Raw genomic sequence first — 5,449 nt, forward strand, 5'->3', positions numbered from 1 at the left:
CCGACACTCCCGCCGCGCCCACGCCACGAGCTGCTCGTGCCCAGCATCCGTTGCCCGCACGGTGCGCAGATGCGCCACGACCAGCAGGGCTTGTTGTCCGGCATCGAGGCGCCGCCACCTCGTGCCCAGTTGCGTGCGCCGGTGGCGTAGCGCGTCGGACAGCATGATCAGCGCGCGGTTGGACACGGTCATCCCTGCGGAGCAGGAAGGCACCCGAAGCTCTCGGTCGGAAGAGTTGAGCCAGGCAATAACCCGTCTACCAGGGGCTTCACTCATGCCCAGCCACCACGCCGCGCAGGTCCCGAACCCGACCCGCGGCAGGTTGGAAAGGGTCCGCTGTCCATTTCGGTCCGTTACCCATCCAGGTGACACCAGGTCGAACTGGACGGAGACGTCACTGATCGCGGCGCTCAGGGCCCAGCGGACATCGACGCAAGCCACGCTCCACCGCTGCCTGCTGCTCGGGCTCGGCACCCCGCTTTTGGGTTAACTCCAATGGTGGTATCGCAGTTGAACTGTGCACGAACAGTGAGCACGATGGTTGTGTGGCGCTGCGCGCCCTGACCAAGATGCAGCTGCGGATCTCGGCGCCCTGTCGGGCCGCAGCTGTGAGGAGAGCTCATGCGTCTGCCCCGCGATATCGGCCTCCCAGCCCCCTGGCCTGCTGGCATCACTGCACGTCCCAGCGCCGCGGCGCTTCCCATGCAGATAGGCGCCGGCTCCGCCCCGACGCTCTTCGCCGCACCGCCACCCACGGTCGCGGTGCAACGATGAAGGCCGTCAATCCCCCGCGACATCTCGCAACTCGGCGATCCGGTCTACCTCACCTTTGCCCGACCCCGCCGATACCGGCAGCGACTTCGATCAATGGCGCCGTCGACGCGATCTCCATCGTCCCGGACGGGACCGGCTACGTAGCCCACTCCAACCCCGACGTAAGCCTGTCCGCTCCCAACAGCGCCGAGGCGGTCCACCGCTGTCCCCGGCCGGCGACCGCCCAGCTCACCCGCTGCTCGGTGCCGGCCGACACCGCCTGAATCACCACGGTCCTCCCGGTGCCCTCCACTCGGCGCCGCTGGGGCTCACCGACGCGGACTCCGATCGCTCCTCGCCGGAGCCGCGCGGGCTGCTGCTGAGCAAGGCGGCGCCACCTGCTCGGGAGAGCCCGACACCCGGAAGGCCGACGATCTCGTCCGCGCCAACGGCGCGGGCCGGCTGCTCGTGGCCGGCCAGACGAGCGACGCCATCCACTCGATCGGCGCTCATGCGGTGCGGCCCGGAACGGTCTTCATCTCTCAACCCGCCAAGCTTCACCGACTTGCCCAAGGACCCGTCCCGGCTGGTCAACCTGTCCACCGGGGTCGTTGCCCAGGCCTGTGGATCTCTTCCGACGCATGCGAACGGCCGCGACAAATCGACCTGCAGACGCCCTGCAGGAGTGAGGGTTAACGATCCAATGCAACCGATTTCGTTTCTTGATTTTCATCCTGCGCCGGGGCTCCTCGTGGAGTGGACGGTGACCCCGGAGACGGCATCGGCCGCCCGGCTCGCACCGATCGACCCCGTGCCGCTGTCCTACAACCAGGAGCTGCATCTGCGGTCCTCCCTGGCCGCCCATGACGCGGGCTTGCCCGGCAATCCCTGGATTGCCACCTCATTCGACATCGACGGCCCAGCCGATCTTCAAGCCCTGGGCGATGCTTTCACCTTGTGGTTGCGCCGACACGAGACCACCCGAAGCGGCTTCCGGACCGGCGATGGCGGTATCGAACGCTTTACTCTTCCGCCCGAAGCGGTCTCCCTGGTACAGAGGGCACCGTCGCTCTTCACGTCAGAGGAAGCGTTGCACGCCTACCTCGACGAACGCTTCGCCGCGGGCACTGACCCCTTCGCGTGGCCACCCATCGTCCTGGGTGTCATCAGCCGCGGTACACGTTCAACAGTCTTCGTGGCGCTGGACCACGTAGCCGGAGACGGATTCTCACTGGCGTTGGCAGTGTGGGAACTGCAGACCAGCTACTCGGCGTTCCTGATGGGACAGAGACCTGAGCTGCCCGAAACCGGCAGTTTCCTCGAGCTCTGCGCCGTCGAACGCAGCCGTGGCGCGGCCGTTGTCATCGATGATCCGGCTGTGGGAACGTGGCGGGAGTTCGTCCGGGCCTGCGGCGGAACGACGCCAACCTTTCCCTTGGACTTGGGCCTCGGCGGACAACCGTGGCCCCAGACCGTCTCCAACAGTCAGCTCCTGACGCCCGAGGAAGCCTCCGCGTTCGAAGCAGTCTGTACAGCGGCCGGAGGTGGGCTCTTCGCAGGACTCCTGACCGCGATGGCGATTTCTGTGCATTCAATTACCGGGGAAAAGGACTTCCGAACAGTGATCCCAGTCCATACCCGACACGAGCCACAGTGGCAACATGCGATGGGCTGGTTCATCACCTGTCACCCCGTGGACTTTTCGTTGGCCGGGGACGACAATTTCGTCCAGGTGATGGAACGGGCACAACAGAGCATACGGAGCGCCATTCGACTGGCGAGAATCCCGGTATTGCGGATCCTCGAGCTTCTTGGAGATGACTTCCACGTGACACGGAAAGACCTCTTCTCCATGGTCTCCTTCACCGACTACAGGAAGCTCCCGGGGGGCGACCAGCATGCGGAATGGAACGCCAAAACCATCGGCAGGGTAACTGAAGCAGACGATACTCACGTCTGGGTCTCCCGCCAGTATGACGGCGTTCATCTGAGCGTTCGGCACCCGGACACGCCCTACGCAGCGGAGATTCTGGACGAATACTCGAGGCTGATCCGGGAGGTGATGACGCGGGTCGCTCACGACGGCACATACCCCGGTGAAAACCCCGGCCGCTGCGCTCGGATGATCAATGCCGCGCCGAACGAGCCGCTCGGGGTTGTCGACTGCGAACGACTCCGGTCAGCCGACCTCGCAGCCATCTGACCACCCGGTTCAGATCCAAAGGCTCCGACGCCGTGTCAAGGTCGGGCGTGGCGGGTAGGCCGCGGGACGTTCGCCTTGCTGCCCGATGTGGTCGGCGAGAGTGCCGACGAGACCTACGCCCCGGTGATGGCGTCGTCGGTGCGCCACCCCCGACGGGACCCGACTGCACGACGCGCTGCGACTACTCCCGGCCCCGGGAACGCCGCGCTATGCGCCTGATCGGGATCGGGTCAGGCGCACAGCAGGTACTGGGTGCCCTCTCGGCGGTGGACGCGGGATAAAGGGGCGACGTTCGTGTCCACACTGGCCGATCTGCTCGGCGACATCAACGCGCTGCACCCTTTCCGGGAGGGCACCCAACGCGCGTTCCTGGCCCAGCTGCCCGCGACGCCGGCCACCTCCCGACGAGCCGCAACACGCGGCCCGGTCACCTCCACGCGGTCGAGCCCCTGCGCGCGATGCTCGACCCCGGGTCGGCGAGGCCGCGGACAAGGCCCGTCACGCTAGCCCGGGACCGAGGAACACACAGGTCGAAGGGTCGCCGTGATGCCATGGTGGGGTCATGGAGCGGGGCCTTCGTCCGCCCGTCGTTCAGCCTTGCAGGAAGGTCAGAACGGCTGCGGTGAGCTCGGCGGGGTTGTCTTCCTGTACGAGGTGCCCGGCGTCGGGGATGACCTGAAAGCTTGCGTTGGGGAATGCGCCCGAGCGAGTTCACGTCCTCGGGCGACCGGGATCCACGTGCGTGCTGACCCCGACAGACGGTGACCGGTATGTCGATCTTGGGTAGTGGCCCTGGATCCCGTCGATGAAGCTCTCGTCACTGGTGCGCTGGTCCATCTGCGCTGCAGCCGGCGTGCATCGGTCGGGAGTGGGTACCGGTAACCCGGACGGTGTACTGACGTCAAGGCTGGTGGACCCATTGTGGTTCGACGGCTGGGAGGAGCGGGGCTATGGGTGTCACCTCCCGTAACGGGTGCTCCGTTCGTTCGCCGTGGAGTTCAGCGACGCGTCATGCCTGCTGGGCCTGCGGTCGCGGCTGCGACAGTTGATCCCGGCCGGGGACGGCCGGATCGAGGCCGAGCTGGTGTGCACGGGAACTGGTCACCAACGCTCTCGAGCACGCCGCGGCGCCGCGCAGGGTCCGGGTCGTCCTCGATGTCGCGGATCTTCGGATCGAGGTCGAGGACGGCAGCCCGGACGAACCGTTGACCCCGGGGGTCTCCCGGTTCGGCGCGTTCCGCGGCCGCGGCCTCGCGCTGGTCGAGGCCCTCGCCCGCTGGGGCACCATCCGCCGCGCCGCCGGTAAGACCGTGTGGGCCACCCTCGCCGTTGCCTGAGCTCCGCGCGGCGCTGGAGCATCTCCGGCACATCACCCTCAGCCCGGACGGCCCTTGATCGACGTCGCCCACGACGTAGTCGGCCGGATACTGAATGTCGCCTGACGCGCACCCCAACCCACCGGGGGCGCTTCCACCCCCTTGACCTCCTCGACCTCCCCGGACAGCTGATCTCGCCCGGTGCGCCCATGAGCGCGTGCACTGTGGTGGGAAGTCCGGTTCGGAGGGGTTGTTTCGCGCGGCGCCTGTGTGGGTAGATCATCTAGTGACGCTGGCGTATGTCGAAAGCAGCCATACCAAGGTCCATCCTCGGCCAGACGTGATCCGCGCGCTAGGGACCCCGGTCGCAACGTCGCCGCCCCGGCGCATGGACGAGCCGGTTCGACGCGATGACGAGTACACAGGGTTCCTGCCGTTGCTCGACCGCTACGCCGCCCTTCCCGAGGACCATCTGGACCGTGCCCGGCTGCGGGACGAGCTGGTGATGGGCTTCCTGCCGGTGGTGCGGCATCTGGCCCGTCGCTACAACCGCCACGGCATCGCCGAGGACCTCGAGCAGGTCGGCACGATCGGCCTGATCAACGCGATCGACCGGTACGACCCCGCTCGCGGGTCCGAGACGTTCCTGGGATACCTGATCCCGACGGTGACCGGGGAGATCCGCCGCTACTTCCGCGACCGGACCTGGTCCACCCGCGTCCCGCGCGGGCTCAAGGAACTCAGCGTCCGGATCAACCGCTGCACCGAGCCCCTGTCGCACCGGCTGGGTCGGGCACCCAGGCCGAGCGAGCTCGCCACCGAGCTCGGCGTCACCGTCGGTGAGGTCATCGACGCACTCGGCGCGCGGGAGAGCCAACACAGCGTCCCGCTCGACAGCCCCTACGGGGAGGACGGGCAGCCGCTGGCCGAGACCTACGGCCGGCTCGACACCGAGTTGGAGCACGTCGAACGGCACGAGATCCTTCGTCCGTTGATCGAGGCGCTCCCGGCACGGGAACGGACGATTCTGACGCTGCGGTTCTTCGAGGACCTCACCCAGACCCAGATCGCCGAGCGGATCGAGATCTCCCAGATGCACGTCTCCCGGCTGCTCAGCACCACCCTGGCCCAGCTACGCCAGCAGCTCGCCGACGCCGGCAACCCGATCACACTCTGA

3 protein-coding genes and 1 pseudogene are annotated in these 5,449 nt (G+C 67.3%); 3 read left to right on the plus strand and 1 reads right to left on the minus strand.

The genetic code is table 11. The features are described 5' to 3' along the window. A pseudogene (locus tag JWP64_RS29735) lies at positions 1-192 on the minus strand (IS5/IS1182 family transposase); the annotation flags it as partial. A 1,324-nt stretch (positions 193-1,516) separates the two neighbouring features. On the opposite strand from JWP64_RS29735, the gene JWP64_RS29740 reads away from it, so the two are divergent. The 3 genes from JWP64_RS29740 (at position 1,517) to JWP64_RS29750 (ending at position 5,449) form a co-directional block, all read left to right on the plus strand. Further along, the gene (locus tag JWP64_RS29740; protein WP_297503554.1) at positions 1,517-2,956 is read left to right on the plus strand and encodes a condensation domain-containing protein; all 1,440 of its coding nucleotides are present in this window, start codon (positions 1,517-1,519) and stop codon (positions 2,954-2,956) included. Positions 2,957-4,053: 1,097 nt separating this feature from the next. Then, on the plus strand, positions 4,054-4,293 hold the full coding sequence (locus tag JWP64_RS31770; protein WP_366890815.1) for an ATP-binding protein: 240 nt from the start codon (positions 4,054-4,056) through the stop codon (positions 4,291-4,293). 367 nt (positions 4,294-4,660) lie between these two features. After that, positions 4,661-5,449, plus strand: a complete 789-nt coding sequence (locus tag JWP64_RS29750) for a SigB/SigF/SigG family RNA polymerase sigma factor (protein WP_297503558.1) — start codon at positions 4,661-4,663, stop codon at positions 5,447-5,449.

The organism is Pseudonocardia sp., assembly GCF_025465255.1.
In the GTDB taxonomy this organism is placed as follows: domain Bacteria; phylum Actinomycetota; class Actinomycetes; order Mycobacteriales; family Pseudonocardiaceae; genus Pseudonocardia.

What these genes read in the sequence shown, in the direction of transcription:
- JWP64_RS29750 (WP_297503558.1), top strand. Translation starts at nt 4,661, where the DNA reads ATGGACGAGCCGGTTCGACGCGATGACGAGTACACAGGGTTCCTGCCG.